This is a genomic window from Kitasatospora sp. NPDC059577 (assembly GCF_042735475.1).
Lineage (GTDB): Bacteria > Actinomycetota > Actinomycetes > Streptomycetales > Streptomycetaceae > Kitasatospora.
Genome location: NZ_JBHWBZ010000005.1, coordinates 87,639 through 110,237, shown reverse-complemented (window position 1 = coordinate 110,237; position 22,599 = coordinate 87,639). Strand labels below are relative to the sequence as shown.

The 22,599-nt window shown below is 74.8% G+C and carries 21 protein-coding genes; 10 read left to right on the top strand and 11 right to left on the bottom strand.

All coding sequences use genetic code 11. The features are described 5' to 3' along the window. Positions 1 to 258 precede the first annotated feature (258 nt). The 4 genes from ACFV0O_RS07080 (at position 259) to ACFV0O_RS07065 (ending at position 5,995) form a co-directional block, all read left to right on the top strand. Positions 259 to 2,364, top strand: coding sequence for a PEP/pyruvate-binding domain-containing protein (locus ACFV0O_RS07080; RefSeq protein ID WP_380337468.1), 2,106 nt, complete (start codon positions 259 to 261; stop codon positions 2,362 to 2,364). A 187-nt stretch (positions 2,365 to 2,551) separates the two neighbouring features. Continuing rightward, positions 2,552 to 3,934 carry an acetyl-CoA carboxylase biotin carboxylase subunit family protein gene (locus ACFV0O_RS07075; protein ID WP_380337466.1) on the top strand — a complete coding sequence of 461 codons (1,383 nt, stop codon included), beginning with the start codon at positions 2,552 to 2,554 and terminating at the stop codon, positions 3,932 to 3,934. 28 nt (positions 3,935 to 3,962) lie between these two features. Next, the gene (locus ACFV0O_RS07070; RefSeq protein ID WP_380337464.1) at positions 3,963 to 5,093 is read left to right on the top strand and encodes a nucleotide disphospho-sugar-binding domain-containing protein; all 1,131 of its coding nucleotides are present in this window, start codon (positions 3,963 to 3,965) and stop codon (positions 5,091 to 5,093) included. A gap of 182 nt (positions 5,094 to 5,275) precedes the next feature. Beyond that, positions 5,276 to 5,995 (top strand): hypothetical protein, encoded by a 720-nt coding sequence (locus tag ACFV0O_RS07065; protein ID WP_380337463.1) that lies wholly within the window; start codon positions 5,276 to 5,278, stop codon positions 5,993 to 5,995. A 129-nt stretch (positions 5,996 to 6,124) separates the two neighbouring features. On the opposite strand, the gene ACFV0O_RS07060 is transcribed toward ACFV0O_RS07065, so the two are convergent. From ACFV0O_RS07060 to ACFV0O_RS07040, 5 genes are all read right to left on the bottom strand, one after another. Continuing rightward, positions 6,125 to 6,481, bottom strand: coding sequence for a hypothetical protein (locus ACFV0O_RS07060; protein WP_380337460.1), 357 nt, complete (start codon positions 6,479 to 6,481; stop codon positions 6,125 to 6,127). A 241-nt stretch (positions 6,482 to 6,722) separates the two neighbouring features. Next, positions 6,723 to 7,292 (bottom strand): hypothetical protein, encoded by a 570-nt coding sequence (locus tag ACFV0O_RS07055; RefSeq protein WP_380337458.1) that lies wholly within the window; start codon positions 7,290 to 7,292, stop codon positions 6,723 to 6,725. Between the two features lie 69 nt (positions 7,293 to 7,361). Next, on the bottom strand, positions 7,362 to 8,087 hold the full coding sequence (locus ACFV0O_RS07050; RefSeq protein ID WP_380337456.1) for a DUF2625 family protein: 726 nt from the start codon (positions 8,085 to 8,087) through the stop codon (positions 7,362 to 7,364). A 161-nt stretch (positions 8,088 to 8,248) separates the two neighbouring features. Continuing rightward, positions 8,249 to 8,656, bottom strand: a complete 408-nt coding sequence (locus tag ACFV0O_RS07045) for an Imm7 family immunity protein (protein ID WP_380337454.1) — start codon at positions 8,654 to 8,656, stop codon at positions 8,249 to 8,251. Between the two features lie 11 nt (positions 8,657 to 8,667). Then, a complete protein-coding gene (locus ACFV0O_RS07040) occupies positions 8,668 to 10,296 on the bottom strand; it encodes a hypothetical protein (protein WP_380337452.1) in 1,629 nt (542 codons plus the stop codon). A 161-nt stretch (positions 10,297 to 10,457) separates the two neighbouring features. Here ACFV0O_RS07040 and ACFV0O_RS07035 point away from each other — a divergent pair, with 161 nt between their 5' ends. From ACFV0O_RS07035 to ACFV0O_RS07025, 3 genes are all read left to right on the top strand, one after another. Further along, positions 10,458 to 10,832, top strand: coding sequence for a DUF6210 family protein (locus ACFV0O_RS07035; RefSeq protein ID WP_380337449.1), 375 nt, complete (start codon positions 10,458 to 10,460; stop codon positions 10,830 to 10,832). Between the two features lie 222 nt (positions 10,833 to 11,054). After that, the gene (locus tag ACFV0O_RS07030; RefSeq protein WP_380337447.1) at positions 11,055 to 11,426 is read left to right on the top strand and encodes a YciI family protein; all 372 of its coding nucleotides are present in this window, start codon (positions 11,055 to 11,057) and stop codon (positions 11,424 to 11,426) included. Then, positions 11,423 to 12,694: an RNA polymerase sigma factor gene (locus ACFV0O_RS07025; RefSeq protein WP_380337445.1), complete on the top strand. Its 1,272-nt coding sequence runs from the start codon at positions 11,423 to 11,425 to the stop codon at positions 12,692 to 12,694. The genes ACFV0O_RS07030 and ACFV0O_RS07025 overlap by 4 nt, the downstream gene beginning before the upstream one ends. Positions 12,695 to 12,800: 106 nt before the next feature. On the opposite strand, the gene ACFV0O_RS07020 is transcribed toward ACFV0O_RS07025, so the two are convergent. Further along, complete coding sequence (locus tag ACFV0O_RS07020) at positions 12,801 to 13,484, bottom strand: TetR/AcrR family transcriptional regulator (protein ID WP_380337443.1); 684 nt, start codon at positions 13,482 to 13,484, stop codon at positions 12,801 to 12,803. 236 nt (positions 13,485 to 13,720) lie between these two features. Here ACFV0O_RS07020 and ACFV0O_RS07015 point away from each other — a divergent pair, with 236 nt between their 5' ends. Further along, on the top strand, positions 13,721 to 14,161 hold the full coding sequence (locus ACFV0O_RS07015; RefSeq protein ID WP_380337827.1) for a nitroreductase family deazaflavin-dependent oxidoreductase: 441 nt from the start codon (positions 13,721 to 13,723) through the stop codon (positions 14,159 to 14,161). Between the two features lie 126 nt (positions 14,162 to 14,287). On the opposite strand, the gene ACFV0O_RS07010 is transcribed toward ACFV0O_RS07015, so the two are convergent. Together ACFV0O_RS07010 and ACFV0O_RS07005 are read right to left on the bottom strand one after the other, a co-directional pair. Continuing rightward, positions 14,288 to 14,872: a GNAT family N-acetyltransferase gene (locus tag ACFV0O_RS07010; protein ID WP_380337440.1), complete on the bottom strand. Its 585-nt coding sequence runs from the start codon at positions 14,870 to 14,872 to the stop codon at positions 14,288 to 14,290. An 82-nt stretch (positions 14,873 to 14,954) separates the two neighbouring features. After that, positions 14,955 to 16,076: a hypothetical protein gene (locus ACFV0O_RS07005; protein ID WP_380337438.1), complete on the bottom strand. Its 1,122-nt coding sequence runs from the start codon at positions 16,074 to 16,076 to the stop codon at positions 14,955 to 14,957. 163 nt (positions 16,077 to 16,239) lie between these two features. On the opposite strand from ACFV0O_RS07005, the gene ACFV0O_RS07000 reads away from it, so the two are divergent. Next, on the top strand, positions 16,240 to 16,806 hold the full coding sequence (locus tag ACFV0O_RS07000) for a hypothetical protein (protein ID WP_380337435.1): 567 nt from the start codon (positions 16,240 to 16,242) through the stop codon (positions 16,804 to 16,806). A 77-nt stretch (positions 16,807 to 16,883) separates the two neighbouring features. On the opposite strand, the gene ACFV0O_RS06995 is transcribed toward ACFV0O_RS07000, so the two are convergent. The 3 genes from ACFV0O_RS06995 to ACFV0O_RS06985 all read right to left on the bottom strand — a co-directional run bounded on the left by ACFV0O_RS06995 (position 16,884) and on the right by ACFV0O_RS06985 (position 20,716). After that, a complete protein-coding gene (locus ACFV0O_RS06995) occupies positions 16,884 to 18,626 on the bottom strand; it encodes a penicillin-binding transpeptidase domain-containing protein (protein ID WP_380337432.1) in 1,743 nt (580 codons plus the stop codon). Positions 18,627 to 18,859: 233 nt separating this feature from the next. Beyond that, entirely contained in the window at positions 18,860 to 19,381 is a 522-nt protein-coding gene (locus ACFV0O_RS06990) for a carboxymuconolactone decarboxylase family protein (protein ID WP_380337429.1), read from the bottom strand. Positions 19,382 to 19,477: 96 nt separating this feature from the next. Beyond that, positions 19,478 to 20,716, bottom strand: a complete 1,239-nt coding sequence (locus ACFV0O_RS06985; RefSeq protein WP_380337426.1) for a cytochrome P450 — start codon at positions 20,714 to 20,716, stop codon at positions 19,478 to 19,480. 628 nt (positions 20,717 to 21,344) lie between these two features. On the opposite strand from ACFV0O_RS06985, the gene ACFV0O_RS06980 reads away from it, so the two are divergent. Continuing rightward, entirely contained in the window at positions 21,345 to 22,478 is a 1,134-nt protein-coding gene (locus ACFV0O_RS06980; protein WP_380337423.1) for a hypothetical protein, read from the top strand. The last annotated feature ends 121 nt before the right edge of the window (positions 22,479 to 22,599 follow it).

Here is a 22,599-nt window from a genome sequence, read left to right as displayed (position 1 = left end):
GGAATCAACATTTCGGGGGCATTTCGCACCCCGCGATCGCTCGGGTGTCTTTATCTTGTGACCTCGGCCACAGCGGGAATACCCGTCGCGCTTTTCGACAGTGGCCGATTTCATGGCCGAAATGCTGCGCAGTGGCTTGATGTCACCTGACTATTCGTCAGAAGTTCGGATTTGATGGCAGTGTGTGTGTAGCCGTACCACCTTCTGACCTGGTGCACACCGATCGTGTACACGATGACGAATGGCTGAACTGTGCGCATGACCCGTTCGGATCGCAACGAAGCGACCACGCGGCCCCGCCTGACCGGCGGAAGTCTCACCCTCCAGGAGTTCTCCGAGCTCGCCGGCAACGTCGGCGGCTACCCCTATGTGAAAATCGTGCTCGACCGCGCCGAGTCGGTGCTGCACTTCATCGACGGCGCGGACGGCACACTCCACGTCCGCTACATCGCGTGCGAGATCCTCGGCATGACGATCGACGAACTCGCCGGTCGGCTTGATTCGTTCAATGACGATGTCTACCGGAATCCCGACCGCCGTTTCCAACTCGGCACCCTCGCCCTGCACACCCGGGGCGGTTCGGCCGCGGAAACGGACGACGGCCGGGCGGCCGACGCCTTCCTCTCGCTGGAGACCGTCGACGTCGACACCATGTCCGCGGACCTGCTGCGCTCCTTCTACCACCGGGTCCGCGAGCACATCGACCCGTCGCTGCCGCTGGTCCTCAAGCCGGCCAACCACCGGCAGGAGGGCTACGTCGCCGCGATCCCGGAGAGCGAGATACCGCGTGTCCTGTCCCACGAGCTCTACTCCACGGCCGCGTTCGTGCCGCTGAACCCCGGGCAGGCCCACGGGCGGCTGCGGGTGTTCCGCTCCGAGGCGGAGTACCGGGCCGACCCCGAGCCGCTGGCGTGGCACGACATCGTGGTGATGCCCCGGGTGCCCGAGGACGTCCCCCGGGTGTCCGGCATCATCCACACCGAACACACCACCCCGCTCTCCCACATCAACGTGATGGCCGCCGGGTGGCGGATCCCCAACGCCGTCGGCATCGGCGCCCTCGACCGGATCGAGCGGGCCGGACTGGCCGGCGGGTGGGTCCACTACCGGGTCGACACCGACGCCACCGACCTCCACCTCGACGCCGCGCCGCCGCGTGCGGCCGGCGACCGGCCGGAACCGGCACCGGGGGAACGGGTCACCGTGGACCTGCCCGACCTCACGCCCACCCCCGTCACCCCGCTCACCGAACTGCGGGCCGGCGACCACGTCCGCTTCGGCACCAAGGCCGCCAACCTCGGCGAACTCACCCACCTGCTGCAGCACGGCTCCCCGCGCTGGCTCGGGTTCTACCGCGTCCCGCGGCCGCCCCGCGACAACCTGCTGCGCTACCTCGCCCGGCAACTCGGCCTCCCGGAGGACGCGGACGCCGCCGAGCTGGACTGCGCCGCGCAGCGCCTGGTGAAGGAGTACGCCCACGTGCCGCGCGGGATCGTGCTGCCGTTCTCCCTCCAGCAACGCTTCCTGGACTCCTCGCCGGAACTGCGCGAGGCCCTCGACCGGCTCGACTCCGCGCTCCGGGACGACTCCGCGCCCGGGGACGACTCCGTGCTCGGGGGCGGCTCCGCGCTCGGGGACGATCCCGCGCCCCGGGACGGGACGGCGGGCGTCGACGGACTCTGCCTCGACGCGCAGCGGCTGATCCGCACCACCCCGCTGCCCGACCCGGTCCGCACCGAGATCGACCGGGCACTCGACCGGCACCTGTACGGCGCGCCCGTCCTGGTCGTCCGGAGCTCCTCCAACGCCGAGGACCTGGCCGGCTTCTCGGCCGCCGGACTCTACGAGTCGGTGGCGCACGTCAGCGGCACGGACGCGGTCGCCGACGCGGTCCGGGAGGTGTGGGCCTCGCTGCTGTCGCCGCGCGCCGTACGGCTGCGGCACCAGGCCGGCATCCCGCTGGACCACTGCCGCATGGGCGTGGTCGTCCAGGAACAGGTCGGCGCCACCGTCGGCGGCGTCCTGGTCACCTGCAACCCGCTGAGCCCGCAGGACTTCCGCAGCGTCTACCTCAACATCTCGCCGCGCTCGGTGACCGAGGTGGTCACCGGCGAGGGAGCCCCGCTCCAGTACCTCTGCAACACCATGGAGGGCGGCAGCCGCACCGTCTCGCTGGGCACCGCCGCCGCCGACCTGGACACCGCGACCAAGGAGGTCGTGGGCCGGCTCGCCCTGATCAGCCGGCTGCTGCAGTCGCACTTCTCGCCAGACGAGAGCCACTCCGCCCCGATCGACATCGAGTGGGCGATCGAGGGCGACCGGGTCAACCTGCTGCAGCTGCGGCCTTTCCGCACCGCCGGCTGACCCCGGGCCGGGCGCGCCGCCACGGCCGGCCGACCCACGGCCGGGCGGTGGCCCCCGCCCGGCCGTGCGCCCGCCGCCGCCCGCGAGCGCACCGCCCGCAACCGCATCACCCGCGGCCGCACCGGCCGACCGGGCCCGGGGCCGACCGTGCCCCGGGCCGAGTGAACTTCCTTCAGGAGAAAGCACCGTGAAACGGATCCTGTACGTCTACGTCAAGGGCGGAGCCCCGCTCGAGTACGCCTTCCCCCGGATCGCCGACTGCGGGGAACTGCACGTCCTCGCGCTGGCGCCTTTGCCCACCACCGCCGAGGAGGTGTGGCGGCCCCGCTGCACCGGCATCGAGCTGGTCCCGGAGGCGCCGCGCGGCGACGCCCTGGTCGACCTGATCGTGGAGCACGCCGAGTCCATCGGCGCCGACGCGGTGCTGACGCTCTCGGAGTTCGCGGTGCTGGCCGTCGCGCACGCCGCGAGCCGGCTCGGCCTGGCCGGACCGGGCGAGGGGATCGTCCGGGCCCGTGACAAGCGGCTGATGCGGGAGGCCTGGGCCGCCGCAGGGGTGCCGATCCCCGGGTTCCGCCGGGTCGACAGCCTCGCGGACCTGGACGCCGCGCTGGCCGAGTTCACGCCCCCGCTGCTGCTCAAGCCCGCCTGGGGCGCCGGTTCGGTCGCCCAGATCGTGCTCGACTCCGCCGCGGACGCCGCCCCGGCGTGGGGCGAGATCGAGCGCGGACTGCAGGCCGGCAGCCGGGTCGGCATGAACGAGCTCTACGCCCCGGACACCGACCGGGACCGACTGGTCGAGGAGATCGCCCAGGGATCCACCGAGGGCTGGTACGAGGAGCCCGGCTACGGCGACTACGTGAGCGTGGAGGGGATCGTCGCGGACGGCGTGTACCGTCCGCTGGCCATCACCGCCAAACTGCCGACCGTGCCGTCCTTCGTCGAGGTGGCCAGTACCTCGCCCTCCGTCATGGCGGTGCCGCTGCAGCGCCGGATCGAGGAGGTCTCGCGGCAGGCCGTCGACGCGCTCGGCCTGGAGAACTGCGGCACCCACACCGAGCTCAAGCTGATGAAGGACGGCGAGCTGGTGGTCATCGAGACCGCGGCCCGCTTCGGCGGCCTGCTGACGACCCGGCAGGTCCACGAGGTGTTCGGACTCGACCCGATCGGGATGCTCGTCCGCCAGCTGCTCGGCGAGCCGGTCGACTACCCCGAGGCCATGCTCACCGAGGGGGTCCGGGCCGCCGCCTCGGTCGCCGTCGTCCCGGCCGACGCGTTCGGCCTGCCCTGGCGCACCCGGCCGGTGTGGAACCCCCGGGCCGTGGACTGGTCGAGCCTGCTGTCCCCGGGCAGCACCATCGAGGCCGTCCCCGGCTTCGCCATGCCGGCCGGGCAGCCGGTGCCCGCCTTCGACCCCTCCGCGGGTTCGCGCAACTGGCTCGGGGTCTACCTGCTCAGCGCCGTCGACGCCGAGACCCTGCAGCGCGACTGCAACGCGGTGCTGAACGGCCTGGAAGCGGCCCTGCACCGCGCCGCCGCCGAGGCCGCCGACCCGGCCGCCGACCGCTGATCCCGTCCGTCCCCTGCTGAGGAATCCGATGCGTGTACTGTTCGCCGGCGCGCCCGGCGTCGGCCATCTCTTCCCGCTGGTCCCGCTGGCCCGGGCGATGCGCGAACTCGGCCACGAGGTCGCGGTGGCCTCGATGGACGGCGGCGAGCCGGTCGCCGAGTCCGGGCTGCCCTACCTGCCGCTCGCCCCCGGCGTCGACTGGCGCCGGGAGATCCGGGAGGCCGGCCGCACCGAGCGGCCCGACCTGATGCGGCGGGTCGTCGAGACCAACGCGGCCGACCGCGAGGCCTTCGTCCCGCTGGCCGCCCACGTCAACAGCAGGGTGGCCGACGCGACCGTCGACCTCGCCGCGCGGTGGCGGCCCGACCTGGTGGTCCACGAGTACCTGTTCCCGGTCGCCCTCCTCGCGGCGACCGCCCTGGGCGTGCCCGCCGTCCAGCACGACCTCGGGTTCGTCCGCACCCCCGGGCTGCGCGCGCTGATGCTCACGGAGATGGCCGACACCTTCGCCCGACACGGGATCGACCCGCTGCCCGAACCGGCCACCACCGTCGACCTCGCCCCGCCGAGCATGGCCGGGGCCGAACGGTACGGCTGCACGCTGCGGCCCGTCGCCTACAACGGCGAAGGCGCCCTCCCCGAGCCCCTGGCCGCAACCGCCCACCGCCCGCGGGTGGCGGTCACGCTCGGCACCGTACCGCCCAAGACCGACGGCCTGACCAGGATCGAGCGGGTGATCGCGGCCGCCGCCGAGGTCGACGCCGACTTCGTCCTGGCCACCGGCGAACTCGACCTCGCCACGCTCGGCACCCTGCCCGACAACGTCCACGCCTACGGCTGGGTGCCCTGGCGGGCCCTGCTGGGCACCAGCGCCGCCGCGATCCACCACGGCGGCAGCGGCACCGCGCTCGCCGCCCTCGACGCGGGCGTCCCGCAACTCGCCCTGCCCGACGGCTCCGACCGCTTCATCAACGCCGAGGCGGTCCGCGACCGCGGCGCCGGTCTCAGTGCGGGCGCCGAGGAGATCGGCCCGGAACTTCTCGACCGCCTGCTCACCGACGCGGCCCTGGCCGGGACGGCCCGCGAGGTCAGCGCCGAGATCGCGGCGATGCCGGGCCCGGTGGAGGTGGCGGAACGCCTCGCGGGCCTCGCCGGCTGAGGCCGCCGGGACAGCCGGGCCGAGGCCGGTCGGCGGGGGCCGGGATCCCCGCCGACCGGGCCCCGTGGGCCACTCCGGGCCTCCCGGCGGGGCCACTTCCGGTCGGGCCGTCCCTGTGCGAGGCTGCCGACCGAGCGGTCCGGCCGAAGCGGTCCGGCCGTCGGACGGGGGAGGAACCAGACATGCCCGAGCAGGACCCGGAGCACTCGCGCGGCTTCCGAACCGTCAACCGGATCAGCGGTGAGGTCAACGGCCCGGTGATCCAGGCGGACATGATCATCGGTGACATCCACGTGGCGTCCGACGGCGTTCGGCACCCGGGTGTGGCGCCGGTGGTCTCCGTCGAGCTGTTCGGCACCAGCAGCAACTGCGTCTCCTACGAGGCCGACGACCGAGGGTTGAGGAACGTCTGCGTCGGGGTGAAGGTGCTGGTCGAGGGGCTCACGGCGCAGGCGGTCGTGCTGCGCGGGCTGCGGCCCGTCATCGACGCGCGCAGGCCGGCGCGTCCGGCTGCCCTCACCGCCGGGATCGGCGAGTCCTTCGGGGAGCGGGGCTTCGAGGTCGACCTGGACGCCGAACCCCCGCTGCTCGTCGTGGCATCTCCGGGGGTTCCCGACTTCCCCTACACGGTCACCAACGGTGACCCGGAGCTGTTCGCGATCACACCTCGCTCGTCGTCCGAGGTCGACTGGCACCTCGAACTCGACTGGACGAGCGCCGGGCGCAGCGGCACGGTCGTCATCGACCGGGGCGGCCACCCGTTCGAATTCCTGCCCGAGCCGACGGCCTGGGCGCCACCGCCACCGCCGTCGGCGACGACCGCTGCCGGGCCCTGGGCACCGCCGGTCGCCGGTGGGGCCAGGCCGCCGTCCCGTCTCGCCGATCCCGATGTCTGGACGTGAACTCCGGCTCGGGGCACGGGCGCTGAGCCCGGCACGCCGAAGCCCCGGCACGCCGAAGGCCCGGAGCGCTGAGCCCGGAGCGCCGAACACCCGAGGCGCCCGTGCCCGCCGTCACCTACCCCGGCGAGCTCAGGACAGGTCCCAGGCCTGGATCGTCAACAGCCGGTCGGCCGGACACGCGGCGATCCGCTCCGGATCCGACTCCATCGCGCGGATCACCCGGGAGAACGGCCCGGAACCGGCACCCGGCACCGCGCCGGCGGCGAACAGCGGCAGGACGTGCTCCGCGCGGGCCGTGTAGCGGTTCGGGTAGCCGCCGTGCAGCAGCTGTTCGGCCTTGCCCGCGGCCACCAGTTCCTCGACCCAGCCGATCCCGCTGACGCCGACTTCCCACGTCGCGAGGAGCGCCGCCCGGAGCTGCTCGCGGCCGGCCCGGTCGATCTCCTCGGGGGCCAGTTCCGTCACGCCGATCCACCAGCCGAGCATGATTCCGACCCCTCCCCGTCGACGGCACTCCCGCGGAAGCCTACTGCGGGGGAGGCGAGTTGTCGGTGCCGTGCGGTGGAGCGGGGTCCGACCCGCGACCCGCCGGGGTACGGCCCGGAGGTGCCCGGCGGCCCGCCCGTACGTCCGCTCAGGTTCCGGCCCCGTCCACTCCGCCCGTCCACCTCGCCTGTTGGCCCCGCCGGTTCGCCCTGCCCGTTCACCCCGGCGGGCGACCGTCGGCTCAGGCGACCAGGTCGGGCAGCCGGGCCCCCGGCGGGCGGGACACCGATCCGGCCGGCAGCTCCCGACCGAGCCGGAGCAGCGCCTCCACCGGAACGCCGTACGTCAGGACGCGGTCCGCGTCCCGGGTGTGCTGGACCGCCGGGTCCAGGACGCCGGGGAACCGGGTCCGGGTGCAGGTGCGCAGTTGGACGGCCGCGACCCACGGCAGGGCCATGCCGATGCCCGCGTAGGCGCGGGCGCGACCGTCGGGCCAGGTCGGGTCGAGGGCGTGGCCGTCGCCGTCCACGCACCAGGCGTGGTGGGTCACGGCGCCGTCGCCCTCGATCACGTAGCCCTCGACGTACGCCAGGGCGGGCGACCTGCGCGCGATGCGCCAGGCGTTGCGGAAGCTGGCGCCGCCGTTGCCCCGGCGGGGCATGCCGGCCGGCCAGGGGGACGGGCTCTGCAGCAGCCCCTGGGCGAGGACCACGGCCTCGGCGGTCAGCGCGCCGCGTGAGGCCGCAGCCCGCAGCGCGTCGACAAGGACCCGCTCGTGGCGGGAGGTTCCGGCGTTCACGGTGGAGGACACGCTGGTCAGTCTTCTCAACCCCCATGGGCGGCGCGAGAAGTACTACGCCATCCGATGCCGCGGCCCGCCCTACACGGCGCCGAGGAAGCCCGGGTCGCCCGGCCCCAGCCGTCCCGCGAACTCGGCCGCGACCCCGAGGACTTCGCGCATCGGCACGGCCCGCCGGGTCGTGGCGGAGAGGTCCGCCTGCGCCTCCTCGGACCACAGGAACGGGTAGACGGTGATGCCCTGCGAGGGGGCGAGCTCCCCGGCCTCGGTACGCCAGCCGGGCCAGCGCAGCCCCTCGTAGAACGCCTCCGGGCCGCCCGAGAGGAGCCAGGACACCCAGGCGGAGTGGCCCATGTCCAGGGCCTCCCACTCCAGCGTGTCGGGGGCGAAGTAGGTCATCTGCCCCGGCACGCCCGGACGGCCCGCCGCCGCGGGGTCGTGGCCGTTGAGCGTGAAGACGCCGCCCACGGCGTCGTGGCCGACCACCAGACCGGTCGCCGGGTGCCAGGCCGGGTCGAACGCGGCGGGGAACCCGTTGACCTGCCCCAGGCTCGGCAGGCCGCCCGCCGCGGCCGGGCCGCCGCCGAAGACGCGCACCCAGCCGTGGTCCAGGAGCAATCCGCCGGTGTTCAGCACCAGGGAGCCGAGCACGGAACGGGCGGTGACCTGCAGCTGCAGCAGGCAGCGGCGCCCCTCCTCGCGGTCCGCGGGCAGCACCCGGGCGGGCACCGGACTCCCCGCGAGCGCCGCCTGCAGCTCCGGCCACGCCGGATCGTCCACCTGGGTCAGTTCGTCGATCGCGCGCATCCGAGGATGATCGCACCGCGCCGGGGTGTTGCGGCGGGCGGGGTCACGCCCTGATCGCCACCGGCGCCGCGAGGACGCCACCGCCTTCGACCTGCCCGACTACTGACGGACCGGCAGCCGGGGGCGTCCCGGGCGGTCCGCCGGCCGGGACCGGCGTGCGCTCAGCCCGCGAAGGGGTCCTCCAGCACCGGGGTGCACGGCGACAGCAGCGCCTCGGTGTGCTCGGTGACCCGGCCCCGGACCATCCGGAGGACCCGGACGTCGTTCCCGTGCGCGCCGTCCTCGTCGTCGCGCACGTGCAGCAGGCCGTACGAGCCGGGCGCGCGCTCGCCGACCTCGCGGAAGAGGTCGAGGAGCGACGGGGCCCGGTGGTTCGCTTGGCCGCCGAGGTGGAGGAAGAGCGACCCGTTCATCCACCGCAGGTCGAGCAGGTACGGGGAGGCGAGGTCGTCGATCCGCCGCCGGATGCCGTCCGCGATCTCCCGCAGTCGGGCTTCGACGACGCGGATGTCGTCGTCCTCGGCTTCGGCGGTTTCCAGGACGTTGATCCACCCGTGGTACTCGAACATGGCACCGGAGCCTACCGATCGGTGTCCACCGGCCGGCTCCCGCCGGTGGGCAGCCCGCTGCCGTCCAGCAGGGCGTGGAGGCGTTCGGCGGACAGGGCCGGGTTGGCGGCCGCGCCCTCGACGAGGGCCGGGTCGGCGGAGACCGGGGCGGGGATCGAGGCCGGCGGCGATCCGTCCGGGAGGGGCGGGCCGGACAGGAGGGGCGGGGAGGACAGGAGGCGTTCGAGCAGGTCGAGGGGCAGCAGCGGGTTCGCCGCCGCGGCCCGTCGGACCCGCGGGTCCGGGTCGGTCAGTTCCCGGACGGGTGGCCCCGCGAGGCCGGTGTCGGCGGCGGCCAGGGCGCGCACCTCGGGGTCCTCGTGGTCGAGGAGGGGGCCCAGCCCGGTGCGGGGGAGCCGGGCCAGGGTGAGCAGGTAGGGGCGCTGTCCGGGCGTGGCGAGGAAGGCGTCGAGGACGATCGCGGGCGGGGCCAGCGGGTGGTTGTAGGCGAGGATGTGCCGCACGTCCTCGTCCGGGTCCTCGGCCAGGCGCTGCACCACGTCCCGTGGCAGCCGGGAGCAGGTCGCGGCGACCCGGCGCAGGACGGGCTCCGGGGAGGACGCGCACGCCTCGTACCAGCCCGGCTCCGGTTCGACGAACATCTCGCCGACGGGGCCGACCCGTTCGGCCGGCAGTCCGATGATCCGGTCGATGGCCCGCTGTTCCGGCCGGGTGCGGGGGAGGGGGTGCAGCAGGGCCCGGGTCCGTACGGCCGCCACCGGGTCCCGGGCCAGTTCGGCGAGCAGCGCCGGGTCCGCGTCGGCTCGGGCGGCGACGCGTTCGCGCACGTCAGGGTCGGGGTCGCGGGCGAGGCGGGTGAGGAACTCGCGGGGCGTGTGCGGGTTCCGGGCCAGCGACGACAGGTCGCGGCCGTCCGTGAGGCAGCGCTGCGCCACGGCGGGGGAGACGGCGTAGTTGATCAGCAGGAGGTTCCGGGCGTGGCAGTCCTGCTCCGGCAGGTCGGCCTCCATCGCCGCCGGGTCCAGGTGCCGCCTGTGCCGCCGCGCCGCCTCGGCCACCGCGGGCTCGGGGTCGGCGAGCAGTGCCTCGCGCTGCGCGGCGGTGAGCCACAGCCACTGGCCCGCGGCCTTCGCCCGCAGCCCGGGGTTCGGGTGGTGGAGCATCCGGCGGTGGAACTCGTGCGGGATCTGCTGGGAGAAGTCCAGCTCGGAGGCGATCTCGGCGGCGGTCAGCAGCCCGTCCGGGTGCTCGCCGTCCCGCGCGGTCATCAGGGTTTCCAGCACGTCGGGGGGCAGCGCTTCGACGGTGCCGAAGCGTGGACGCGGTCCGCCCGCCAGCCGGGCCCGGACCAGGGCGTCGGGGTCGTCGACCAGCCGGCCGCGCTGCTCGGGCGGCACGTACCGGTTGCGGGCGAACGCGCCGCGCACCGCGCGGTCCGGGTGGGCGAGCACCGCCTCGACGACCTCCGCCGGAAGGGCGCGCCCTTCGCACAGGGTCGGCCACGCCGGGCGTGCCGACGGGGCCAGCAGGCGCAGGAGGACCCCGGACGGCGCGCCGGGGTTGGCAGCGACGCCGCGCAGCCGGGCTTCGACCAGCGGGGAGCCCGAGGGAGCGGAATCCGTACGGGGGGAGGAAGGCATTGGGGCATTCTTTCAGTGACCGGCACCGACCCACATCGGAGAGTGACCCGAGGACGGACCGGACGGCGGACGGGACGGCAGACCCGATGACGGACCCGGACCGGAGCGGCCCTCCGAAACGTCACGTCCACCTCGACCCCGACGGCTGCGGCGGGGGCCGGGTGTCCGTCATCGTGGCGGCGCCCACGGGTGTCGTCTACCGGACCCAGTGCGGGGGCTACGCCTGCGCGCAGTACGAGCAGGAGGGTTACCTGTCCCCGCACTACGGGACGGACCCGGACACGGACCTGAAGGCGTTCTTCGTCGGCGAGCTGAAGGGCTACGGCACCCGCGGCCGGGCGTGGCAGCCCGACGAACTGGCCCGACTGCGCTCCCTCGTGGACGACTTGGGCATCTACGGTGCGGATCGGTACGACGAGCCGTACCCGCCCTCCCTCGTGCTGGACGAGTCCAGGCTCGCGGAGCCGGCCGAGGCCTGGGTCCCGGTGGTCACTCCCGACGGCCCGGGCGTCCTGATCTGGGAGAACTCCGACTGACCGGCCCGTTGCGGGAACCCACCTACGGCGGGGGCGAGTTCACGGACGGCGACGTGTCGGGCCCGCCGGGGCGCTCCCGGCCGGCCGCGGGAGAATCCGTGCAGGGCTCTCCGGCGGAGGACGTCGAGGAGGATGTCAAGGAGGACGTCAAGACTGCGGCGTCGGCTCCGACCACGGTCCGGAGGGCCCTGCCGAGGCCCGTACACCCGAGGGAGTCACGAGATGAAGTTCCTGATCAGCCTGCACATCAACCCGGCCGTGCTGGACGCGCTGACCGACGAGGAGAAGGAGGCGATCGGCGTCGGGCACGGCCGGTTCATCGAGGAGTTGAAGGAGTCGGGTGAGCTGATCCTGACGCAGGCGCTGGTCGATCCGTCGCAGGCCGCCGTGGTGACGGTCCGCAACGGGCAGCCGGTGGTGACCGACGGGCCGTTCCTGGAGGCGAAGGAGTTCCTGGGCGGCTTCTACCTGATCGACTGCGAGGACAAGGACCGGGCGGTCGAGCTGGCGGCCCGGATCCCGGACACCCGGATCGAGGGCCTGGGTGTCGAGGTGCGACAGGTGATGTTCTCCGACGGAAACTTGGAGGCATGACAGCACCGACACCACCACCGACACCGGCACCACCCATCCCGCCGGCACCAGGGCGAGGACCGGGCATCGAGGACCTGCTGCGTGGGCTCACGCCGCAGGTCCTCGGCACGCTGGTGCGGAAGTACGGCCGGTTCGAGGGGTGCGAGGACGCGGTCCAGGAAGCGGTCCTCGCCGCTGCCGTGCAGTGGCCGTCCGAGGGAGTGCCGGACAATCCGCGGGGCTGGCTGGTGACGGTCGCCTCCCGGCGGCTGGTCGACCAGGTGCGCAGCGACCGCGCGCGGCGCGAGCGGGAGTCGGCGACGGCAGCCGCCGAGGTGGTGCCGGAGGAGGTGCCGGACACCGACGACACGCTCCTGCTGCTGTTCCTGTGCTGCCACCCGGCGCTGACCGCCGCCTCGCAGACCGCCCTGACGCTGCGGGCGGTCGGCGGGCTGACCACGGCGGAGATCGCCCGCGCCTTCCTGGTCCCGGAGGCGACGATGGCGGCCCGGATCAGCCGGGCCAAGCAGCGGATCAGGGCCGCGGGCAGTTCGTTCGTCCTGCCCGGGGACGCCGACCGCGAGGAGCGGCTGCGGGTCGTCCTGCACGTGCTCTACCTGATCTTCAACGAGGGGTACACCGCGTCGTCGGGCGGCGAGCTGGACCGCGCCGACCTTGCGCGCGAGGCGATCCGGCTGACCCGGTCGGTGTACGCGCAGCTGCCCGGGGACGGCGAGGTGGCCGGGCTGCTCGCGCTGATGCTGCTGACCCACGCCCGTAGGCCGGCCCGGACGACGGCCGCCGGTGATCTGGTCCCGCTGGAGGAGCAGGACCGTACGGCGTGGGACCGCGCGCTGATCGACGAGGGCACCGCGCTGGCCAAGGAGGCGCTGGCCGTGCCGTCGCTGGGGCCGTACCGGCTGCAGGCCGCGATCGCGGCCACGCACGCCGACGCGGCCTCCGCCGGGGACACCGACTGGCGGCAGGTGCACGGGCTCTACCTGATCCTGGAGCGGGTCGCGCCCAATCCGGTGGTCACCCTGAACCGGGCCGTCGCACTGGCCGAGGTCGAGGGCCCGCAGGCCGGGCTGGCGCTCCTGGCGACCCTGGATGCGGACGCCCGGATGGCCGGGCACCACCGGCTGCTGTCGGTCCGGGCGCACCTGTTGGAGAAGGGCGGCGACCCGGCCGGGGCGTACGAGCACTACCGCCGTGCCGCCCGGGCCACGCCCAGTCTCGCCGAGCAGCGGTACCTGGAGGGCCGGGCGGGGCGGGTGCGGCCGCGCTGAGGCCTGCGCCCGTGGCCGGGCCGGGTCCGTGGTCGCGGTCCGGGCGGGTGCCGGCGGCGCCGGCGGGTGTCAGAGGCCGAGGGTGCCGACGGCGCGCCGGCGGGTGTCAGAGGCCCAGGGCGTCGGCGGTCTGCTCGGCGGTCCAGGCGACCAGGTCGCCTGCCGGGTCGAGCGAGCCGACCAGGTGGCCGTGGAGTTCGAAGCCGATCAGGCCGACGAGCTGGACCCAGGCCGACACGGCGCGGGCGAGGACGTGCGGGGGGAGGCCGGGGGCGAGGGCGGCGGCGAGCGCGCTGAGCTGGTCGGGCAGGGCGCCCCGTGGCGGCGGGCCGGGCGGGGTGGGCCGCAGGGGGGCGTCACGGACGACGCCGAGCAGGGCGAGGGGCAGCCGGGCGGCGGGTTCGACGGTGGCGCGGGGCGCGGAGTAGCCGGGTACGGGGGTGCCGTAGACCAGGGCGAACTCGTGCGGGTTGGCGCGGGCCCAGTCGCGGGTGGCGGACCACAGGGCGCACCAGCGGTCGCGCGGGGTGTCCTGCGCGGCCCCGGCCAGGGTGCGGTCGGCGACGTCGCCGAGTTCGTCGTACGCGTCGATGATCAGCGCGGTGAGCAGCTCGTCCCGGCCGGCGAAGTAGCGGTACAGCGCGGAGGAGGCCATGCCCAGCTCGCGGGCGACGGCCCGGAGCGACAGCTGCTGGGCGCCGACGGAGGCGAGTTGGCGGCGCGCTTCCTGCTTGATCTCGCGGGTGAGTTCCTCGCGGGCCCGTTCGCGGGCGGTCCGGATCGCTGGCATGGGAACAGCCTGCCACAGGGTGGATCGGTGCACACAAGTGAGAGCACTGCTCTTGCCCGGATCGCCCGCCGGTGTCATGCTGGAGACGTCGAAGCGAGAGCAGTGCTCTCGAAAAGGATCAGCAGTCGCGCGCCTCGCGGAATCGCACAGCCTCACGGAATCGAGGGACACCGATGACCCGGAACGAGAACCCGGAGAAGAAGCGGCAGCCGGCCGACCCCGCCACCCGGGTGGTGATGCCGGCCAGCCGCCTCGGCGCCGTCGCCCTCCGGCTGCTCAACGACGCGGTCGCCGCGCTCACCCGGGCCGGCATCAGCCTCTGGGGCTCCCGGGTGCTCGCCGTGCGCGGCCGCAAGAGCGGCGAGTGGCGCACCAACCCGGTCAACCTGCTCACCCACGACGGTGAGCGCTACCTGGTCGCCCCGCGCGGCCACACCCAGTGGGTCCGCAACCTCCGGGTCGCCGGCACCGGCGAACTGCGCGTCGGGCGCCGCACCGAGGCCTTCCACGCCGTCGAACTCCCGGACGCCGACAAGCCGGAGGTGCTGCGCGCCTACCTGCGCCACTGGAAGTGGGAGGTCGGCTACTTCTTCGATGGGATCGGCCCGGACGCCCCGGCCGAGGACCTGCTCCGGGTCGCCCCCGGATACCCGGTCTTCCGGCTCACCCGCCACTGAACGGGCCACTCGACCGGCGGCCGACTGCCGGCGACCGGCGACCGGCGACCGGCGACCGGTGACCGGTGACCGGTGACCGGCGGCCGACTGCCGACTGCCGGCCGTTCCGGGCGCGGCCGAGTGCCCTCAGGCCGTCGGCAGCAGGTAGCGGAGCTTGCCGGCATCCGAGCCGGTGAGCCGGCCCCCGTTGGCCTCGATCACCTGCCGGGACGCGGTGTTCGTCTCGTCGCAGGTCAGCAGCGCCTCCGCGATGCCGAGCGCGGCGGCGACCGGCAGGGCGGCGGCGAGCATCGCCGTCGCGTGCCCCCGGCGTCGGGCGCCCGGCCGTACGTCGTAGCCGATGTGCCCGCCGATCCGTGCCAGTCGCGGGGTCAGGCGGTGCCGGACCGCGATCCTGCCGAGCAGGTCGTCGCCGTCGGCCCACCACAGCGTCGTCATCGGCACGGCCGCGTCCGGGCGTGCGCCCGCCTCGGTGCGCTCGGCGAGCAGCCGGGTGACGTACGCGTCGAAGGCGGCGGCGTCGGTCAGCGCCGGCGGGTCGACGTCGGTGACGAACCAGGGGACGGGGCGGCCGGGGTCGGCCCGGTACTCGGCCACCGCCGCCAGGAAGGACCTCCGCAGCCGGGCGGTCGGGTCGACCAGTGCGGGGGCCGGGCGGAGTGCGGCGGCGGGCGGCGGCGTTCCGCCGGCCGCGGTCACGGCCGCGGTCACGGTCGCAGCTCCGGCCGGGCGGCGTGGGGTTCGCCGGGTGGGCGCACCGCCTCCGCCGCCGAGTGCGTGCGGGTCGTCCGGGTCATCGGTTCTCCTCCCCGGGGTCGTCGGTGGCCGTCCGCCGGCCCTCGAAGGCCCGCAGGGGCAGCCGGGACGCGCTGTGGCCCGCGAACCAGTGGAGCCAGTCGTCGCCCGCGGCCAGGGCGGCGCGGGCCGTCCCGCACCAGTCCTCGCGGTCGAGGAGCGCGCAGTACGAGGCGAGGAGCGCGTCGCGCCGGGCCTCGGTGCAGCCGGAGTCCTCGACCGGTTCGGTGGCCAGGTGCAGTGCCAGTGTGGCGACGACGCCGAAGCGCCGCACGGTCGGCGGCGCGCCGCCGGCGTGGTGGGCGTGAGCCTCCAGGACGGCGGCGGCGTAAGGGTAGTGACGCAGGGTCATCCCCATGCCCGAGCTGTGCGTCAGCATGGACAGGAGGCGTCCGGTGTGGTCGAGGAGTTCGACGTCCCGCCCCAACTCCGTGACCGCTTCGTGCAGTCGGGCCGCGATGGCGACCTTGCCCGCGAAGTAGCCGTTGAGGAAATCGCCGTCGATCGCCCTGCGCAGCAGCCAGGGGCGGGCGGCCGGGTCGTCGAGCCGGCAGAGCGCCTCGACGACGCTGACCCGTCCCCAGCCGGTGACCCGGTCGGCCAGCCAGAGCAGCTGCTCCGTACCGCCGTCGAGGCGTTCGAGGGCGCGGGCCGCGAGCGGCCCGAAGGTGTTGGACAGCAGTCCGATGGTCCGGATCAGTGGGGCGTCGTCCGTCGTGCCGGCCTCGGCGAGCAGGGCGAGCCCGACGGTGACGGTGCCCTCGGAGGTCCCGTGGCGCACCAGCCACCGCCCTGTATGCCGGACGCGTTCGGCGTCGGCCCGGCGGGCGGCCGCGGCGATGTCGTCGTTGGGGTGGATCGGGACGTCGAGGTCCCGGACGGCGTCGGCCAGCGGCTGAGGCCCGGACGGCTTCGCGAAGTGCTCGTCCAGCACGCGGGCGACCGGGACGCCCGCCTGCCGCCGGTCCTCGGGCGCCTCGGGGCGCGGCCGATCGTCGTCCGGGTACGGCTCCCCGTCGCGGGGGAGCGGGCCGTCCGGTGTGAGCCGGTGCAGGCGCACGGCGTGCTCGTACAGGCTGGGTCGGAGTTCGGGCGACGGGGGCCCGGAGGTCGCGCTCACCAGCGGGTGAGGGGCTCGATTCTCGTGATCATGGCGCCGATGGTGGCACCCGAACTCCGCCTGCGCAAGCGGTTTTCCGGTCCGGCTACAGTGGCGCGGGGCCCTGCCGTGGGTGCCCCACCGTGGGCGCCCTGCTGTGGGGCTGGGGGGAAGGGGGCCGGGGATGGCCATGCACCAGGCGGCCAGGGAAGCGTGGTTCGAGGGACTGCCGCAGGGGATCCGCGACGAGATCGACGGGTACGTCCTCCAGGACGCCCTGCTCGGTGCCGTACGGGTCATCACCGACATCGGCTTCCGGTCCGACGGCATCGGCGTGGGGACCGCCCAGATGATCGCCGGCGACCGCTACCAGCACTACGGGGATCGGGTCGCCCACAGGCCGGACAGCCCGCTCGACCTGGAGTCGCTGGCCCGCCGCGCCGCCGGGTCCGGCAGCCGGATCGTGGCGGTCGAGGTGATCTGGGACGGCGACACCGTCCACGACTGGTTCACCGTCCTGGTGGCGGTCACCGAGGACCCGGCGGAGGAACGGTCGCTGGCGACCGTCACCACCACCTCGGGCAGGCGCTGGCTGGACCGGGAGGGCGTCACCACCGGACGCCTCGCCGCCGCCGAGGCCGCCGAGCGGGCCGGCCGGGCCCTGGCCGAGCACCTGTCCGTCCCGTTCCACTTCGCCAGCCCGGACACCCCGGACGACGAGGCGCCCCGCTGGCGATCCGGGGCGCGGTAGCCCGGCGGTCGGCCCCGCGCGACCGCAGCACGGGTTCCGGCGGTCGCGCCGGGGCCGCGGTCGCGCGGGGGTGGGCGTCAGCCCTTGCCGCCCGCCTTCAGGACCTGGGCGGCGGCCACGCCGGCCGCGCTGTTGCCGTGGCCGCCGCCCTCGACCTCGGCGGCGACGGCGAGGTCGCCGCGGTAGGCGATGAACCAGCTGTTGGTGGCCTTGCCGCCGGCCTCGACGGTGCCGGTCTTGGCGCCGATCTGTCCGGACAGGCCGGACATCGGGGCACGGGCGGTGCCCTGGGTGGCGGTCTTCGCCATCATCGCGCGCAGGTTCCGGGCGACGTCGGCGGGCAGTTTCCCGGGCGCCGACACGCGCTTGGCGTCCTCCCGCAGGACGGGCTGGCGGAACGTTCCACTCTGCACGGTGGCCGCGACCGAGGCCATCAGCAGCGAGTTGACCTGGACCCGGCCCTGGCCGATGTACGCGGCGGCGGCCTCGTCCTTGGTGCCCGGCAGCGGGATGGTGGCGTCCCGGCTCGGGATGCCGATGTGCCACTCCAGGCCGAGGCCGAACTGCTCGCGGGCCACCGTGGCCAGCGTGCCGGGCTGCAGCTTCTCCAGGCCCTTGTCGATGAAGCCGGTGTTGCAGGAGTGGGTGAAGTCGTCGGTGAGCGTGTACGCGGGGAAGTCGCCGGGGTCGTCGTTGCGCCAGGGGCGCGGGGAGTAGGTGGTGTCCTTGCAGGGCACCACGGTGTCCGGGGTCACCCCGGCCTCCAGCAGCGCGGCGGAGGTGATCACCTTCATGGTGGAGCCGGGCGGCTGCCCGCCCGCGACCGCGCGGTTGAACCCGCTCGGCGAGTAGGCCATCGCGAGGATGTCGCCGGTGCTCGGCTGGACCGCCACCAGCGAGGCCGGCTTGCCGCCCGCCGACTGCTGCTTGACCGCCTCCTCGGCGACCTGCTGGAGGTCGGCGTCCAGCGTGAGCTTGACCTGCGGCGCGCTCGGCGGGGTCAGCACGAACAGCTGCTCGGGTTCCTTCCCGGAGCCGCCCGAGACCGTCACGGCCCGCCCGGTGACGACGGCCGCGCCGTCGGCGGGCGCGATCTGGGGCAGCACGGCGCTCAGCGACGGGAAGCCTTCGAGCGGCTTGCCGTTGCGGTCGGCCGGCTTCGACACCGGGTCCGGCAGGGCCTTCACGGCGATCGTCCGGCCCGGGCCGAGCTGCGGGTGGATCACGGTCGGCACCCAGTGCACGACGGCCCGGCCGTCCTGGGCCCGGATCACGCTGAGCGCGCTGTCGTACTCCCAGGCGCCCGTCGCGCCCTCGAACTCGGCCTTCACCCGGAAGCCGAGGGCCGGCTCGGCCGGCGTGCCGGACGCCGCGGGGCCCGTCCCGGTCAGCGCGAACGCGCGCGTCGGGACGTTCTCGCGGAACGCGGTCAGCGCGGCGCGCGCGGTCTCCGGCCGGTCCGTCAGCGCGGAAGCGGCGGTCACGTCCCCGCGGCCCCAGGCCGCCAGGAATTCCTTCCCCGCCGCCTCGGCCTGTTGGGCGGTCGGCGGCTCCTGCGGGCCCTTCGCCGCGGTCTCGGACCCCTGGCCGCCACTGCCGCCCGGGGAGCCGCTGCCGTTCGAGACGGCGTCCACGATGGTGTAGGCGCCGTACCCGCCGACGGCGAGCAGCGCGGCGAACACCCCGCCCACCGCCACCAGGACGGCCCGGCGCCCGCCCGAGCGGCGCGGGGCCTGCGCCCCCTCCTCCTCGGACTCGACGTCGTGGTCGTCGAGCTCGGCGTATCCGGCGTACCCGTCGGGTTCGCGGTCCTCTCGCATTTCCTCGTCCCCCCTGTGTCCTTCGTGGCACCCCGCGGTGGCGCGCGGTGCCGCGTGTCGTGCGGACCTGCCCCCTCCGGCGTCCCGGCCCGCGGCCCGGACGGCTGGTCGCGCATCCGTTCGGGCGCGGACCAGCCTATGCGGGGGCGGGTGATCGCGACAGTGGGACGGCCCGCCGGGCGGAGCGGCCCCGGTGGGCCGGACGGAACCGGCCACCAGGGCCACCGGGACCGTCAGGCCCAGGGGTCGGTGAACGCGCGGCCCGGGACGGGCTTGGCGATCAGGGCGACGGGCGTGAAGAAGTTGACCTGGCCGATGGCGATCATCAGGGTGGCCAGGGCCTTCTCGTCGTAGTGCCCGGCGACCTCGGCGTACAGCGCGTCGCTGACCCGCTCCCCCTGCCCGGCGGGCCGGAGGGCGGCTTCGGTCAGGGCGAGCGCGGCCCGCTCGGCGGCGGTGAAGTACGGCGAGTCCTGCCAGGTGGCCACCGAGGCGATCCGCTCCTCGCTCTCGTCGGCCTTGCGGAGGAGACCCGTGTGCAGGACGGTCAGGTAGGTGCTCCCGGCGAGCTGACCGGCCCGCAGCTGGACCAGGCCGATGGTGCCGCGGGACACCGAGCGGTTGCCGGTGGCCCTGAACAACGCGGCCGAGACCTCGGCGAGTTCGGGTACGAGCCGCACCGGGTCCTGCGCCATGCGGGGGCGCAGCGGGATCTCGGTGGTGATCGGTCGGTCGGTGATCGTTCGGTCGGTCATCGGTGCGGTCCTCTCGGGATCGGGTGATCGGCGGGTGCCGTCACCGGTCCGACGGATCCCGGCGCGGTGGTGTGACACCGCGGACCCACCCGTTCCTCAGCGCAGGACCGCGGGCGTCGGTCCGTCCGGCCGCACGGTGATGCTGTAGGCGGCGCCCGTCGGCCTGGCGCGGAACTCCACCGTGCCCGTCGGCAGCAGGAGTTCGAGCAGCGCCGTGGTCTCCCGCAGGGCGAACTGGGTGCCCAGGCAGGCCCGGGCGCCGAGGCCGAAGGGGATGTAGGCGCCGAGGTGGCCGGGGCGTTCCGAGCCGGGGGCGAACCGGGCCGGGTCGAAGTGCTCGGGGTCGGGCCACAGGGCCGGGTCGCGGTGGGTGAGGTACGGGCAGACCAGCACGTCCGTTCCGGCGGCGATGCGGTGGCCGGCGACGACGTCGTCCTCGACGGCGTGCCGGGGGAGCAGCCAGGCGGAGGGGTAGAGCCGCAGGGTCTCGCTCACCAGCGCCTGCGGGTCGGCGGTCCGGGCCCCGGGGTGGCGGTCGAGCAGGAGGAAGAGCCAGGTCAGCGTGGTGGCGGTGGTCTCGTGCCCGGCGACGAGCAGGGTGACGAGTTCGTCGCGGATCAGGGTGTCGGTGTACTCGGGGAACCGGTCGCCCGCCTCCAGCAGGACCCGGAGCACCCCCGGCTCCGCCACCGGGCCGGCCGACCGCGCCGCCTCGATCGCGGCGTGCGCCACCGCGTCGACCCGGGCCAGGTCCCCGGCGACCGCGTCGCGGGCGTCCGCCGCGTTGCTCGGCAGTTTCGGCATGGCGGCCACCACCCGTTCCACCGAGCGGAGTTCGTGGTCCGTCCGGTCGTCCAGCGGCAGCCCGGTGAGTGCCCGCCAGACGGTGTCCAGGGCGAAGCGGCGCATCTCCTCGCCGACGTCGAAGACCTCCCCGCTGCGCCGGTACCCCTCCCAGCGGTCGGCGGTCCGGCGCGCGGCCGCCGCGATCCGCTGCTCGTACCTGCGCATCCCCGGTCCTGTGAACTGCGCTTGCAGCAGCCGCCGTTGGCGCTTCCAGGCGTCCCCGGTGGCGGACAGCACGCCGTCCCCGACGAGCATCCGGGCGCGGTGGGAGCGCTTGACGTACCGGTCCGGGTGGCGGCCCAGGACGTGCTGCACCGCCTCCGGGTCGGTGACCAGCACGGTCGGCGTCGGGCCGAGCCGGACCGCGGCGAGCCCGCCGACGGCGCGCTGCGCCCGGGCCAGCAGCTCGACGAGCTCGGCCCCTTCGGCCCGCCACTGCTCGACGGCCGCGGGGTCCAGTTCCGGTACCGGGCGGGTGTCCGTGCTCACGGGTGTGGTCCTTCCGGGCTGCTGACGGTACGTCCGCTGTGACTCTATGCCGTCGCGTGCCGGGGAGGCTGCGCCGGGCGGGTGGCGGGCCGGGCCGGGGCCCGCGCGGTGCCCGGTCCCGCCGTGTGCGAACGGGTACCGTGCGGCGGGGCCGACCGGCCCCGCTCGCTGCGCGGATGGGAGAACGCATGCCCGGGACCCGGCACATCGGAGGCGGCAGGTCCGGCCGAGAGGCCCGATGGCTGGCGGTCGCCATGCTCGTACCGGCCCTGGTGGCCTGCGGCGGCGGTGGCGGCGACTCCGCCTCGGCCCAGCGGAGCGACAGCGGTCAGAACGGCAACGGCCAGAGCGACAACGGCCAGAACGGCAACGGCGGGCAGACCGGGGACCAGCGGACCCAGGACTCCGGGAACCAGGGCGGGTTCCGGACCGCCGGCGAGCCGTCGGCGAACGTCCAGGGCACCGACAACGCCGCCCTGATCAAGCTGTCCTTCACGTCCAAGACCAGCTTCAAGGCCACGATCAGCAAGGTCGCCGACTGCCACACCACGGCGTTCGCGACCCCCACCTCGCAAACGGTCCAGGTGGTCGACGGCGAGACCGAGCGGGTCGGGTTCACCCTTCCGCAGTGGAAGCCGGGCACCACGAGCCGCACGATCTGCCTGACGGTGACGGTCGACGGGGCCAGCAAGTCGGTCCAGGCCGAGGGTGCCGTGGAGATCATCACCCCCGACAACAACAGCACCCCCGACAACAACAGCACCCCCGACAGCGGCTCCACCTCCGGCAACGGCTCCACCCCCGGTGGCGGGGCGAGCCCGTCATACGGTGGCGTCTCCGCCGGGAGCAACTCCTGAGCTCTGGCGAGGAGGAGGAGCCCCCGCACGAGCTCCCGGACGGGCCGAAGCAGCCGGAGGCACGGCCCTGGACCGACTGGATCGCCAAGCTCGCCACCTGGGTCGCCCCGACCACCCTCCTCACCGCGCTGCTCTTCTTCTTCGGCTACGCCTACACCAGCTCGCTCTACGCCTACTTCGGCATCGACGCCGGCACGATCGGCTTCACCACCCAGGACCTGCTGATCCGCAGCTCGCCCGCGCTCTACGTCCCGGCCGGGGTGGCGCTGGTCGGTGCGCTGGTCGGCGCACTGGGCTACCACCTCGCGACCAGGGCGGCCGGAGACGGCAAAAGCGGCGCCCGGACCGTCCGGTGGATGTGCCTGGCCGTCACCGTGCTGGTGCTCCCGCTGCTGGTGGTCGGCTTCCTGGCCGGCTTCGAGGTGGTCGACGCCGGCCCGATGGGCACCCCGTTGCTGATCGGCGGCGCGCTACTGCTCGCGGTGCTGGCCCGCCTGATGTACGTGCGCAGCACCGGCGCGGACTACCCGCTCACCGGGGAGCGCGCGGCGCTGGGCATCAGCGTGGCGATCATCGTGCTCTGCTCGTACTGGGCGGTCGGCGGCTACGCCCAGCAGAAGGGGACGGCCGACGCCGAGCAGCTCGCCCACCACCTCTACCGGCGTCCGGCGGTCGTCCTGGACACCTCGGAGCGGCTCCACCTGGGGTGGGCGGGGGTGCGGGAGACGGTGCTGCCCGACGTGGAGGAGGGGGCGAGGTTCCGGTACCGCTACGAGGGCCTGCGGCTGCTGGCCCACTCCGGCGGCCGGATGTTCCTCGTCCCGCGCGACTGGACCTGGGAGAGCGGCAACGGGCTGATCCTCCCCTTCGACGCCACCGTCCGGGTCGCGTTCCACCCGGGCTGACCAGCCGACCCCCGACAGCACCGCTGCGCCCCGGGGCCCGCCCCCCCCCGGCCCCGGCGCGGCGGCGGTAGAGGGGCGGGCGGGGGCACCCGGGACCCCCCGGGCCCCCCGGCCGGGCGCC